The organism is Arhodomonas sp. KWT (assembly GCF_010993615.1).
In genome coordinates, this window is the sequence record NZ_WNXE01000840.1 from 1 (window position 1) to 732 (window position 732).

The window sequence follows — 732 nt, forward strand, 5'->3', positions numbered from 1 at the left end:
GAGGTGATGGATATGGACATGACGCGTTATCGCCCGGGCCGTGGCGTGGCCAACCTGAGCGACGAGTTCAGCCGGTTTTTCTCTTCGCCGCTGTTCGATGCGGTGCGTGATTTCTCCACCGTCGAGACCAGCCAGTGGACCCCCGCGGTGGACATCCGCGAGGAGACGGACAAGTTCGTGGTCGAGGCCGATATCCCCGGGGTGAAGCCCGAGGATATCGAGGTGACCATGGAGGACGGCGTGCTCTCCATCCGTGGTGAGCGCAGCAGCGAGCGTGATACCGACGAGGGCGGCGTGCGCCGCCGGGAACGCGCCTACGGGGTGTTCTACCGGCGTTTTGCGCTGCCGGACAGTGCCGACCCGGAGTCGGTCCGCGCCCGTGGGGAGCAGGGCGTGCTCCGCATCGAGATCGGCAAGCGCGAGACCGCCGTGTCCCGCCGGATCCCGGTGGAGCGGTGACCCGCCCCTGAGCGGCGGCGTTCACCCCGCGGCCTGATGACGGCGGCACCGGATGGTGCCGCCGTTCGCGTTTCAGGGCCTTCAGGTGCGGGTGCGTTCGGCCAGGAACTCGCCCAGGATCCGTCCGGTCGGGGTGTCCGCGGCGCCCACCGTCTCCGGCGGGCCCTGGGCGACCAGCCGGCCGCCGCCGTCGCCGCCCTCCGGGCCGAGGTCCAGCAGCCAGTCCGCCTCGGCGATCACATCCAGGTTGTGCTCGATCACCACCACGGTGTT

2 protein-coding genes are annotated in these 732 nt (G+C 69.9%); one reads left to right on the forward strand and one right to left on the reverse strand.

Annotation, left to right across the window (positions count from 1 at the left end; translation table 11 throughout):
- The first annotated feature begins 12 nt into the window (after window positions 1–12).
- Window positions 13–459 carry an Hsp20/alpha crystallin family protein gene (locus G7A99_RS22785; protein ID WP_163144310.1) on the forward strand — a complete coding sequence of 149 codons (447 nt, stop codon included), beginning with the start codon at window positions 13–15 and terminating at the stop codon, window positions 457–459.
- An 81-nt stretch (window positions 460–540) separates the two neighbouring features.
- On the opposite strand, the gene G7A99_RS22790 is transcribed toward G7A99_RS22785, so the two are convergent.
- Window positions 541–732: hypothetical protein (locus G7A99_RS22790; RefSeq protein WP_205600016.1), on the reverse strand; the 192-nt coding region annotated here is incomplete at its 5' end.

What these genes read in the sequence shown, in the direction of transcription:
- G7A99_RS22785 (WP_163144310.1), top strand. Translation starts at nt 13, where the DNA reads ATGGACATGACGCGTTATCGCCCGGGCCGTGGCGTGGCCAACCTGAGC.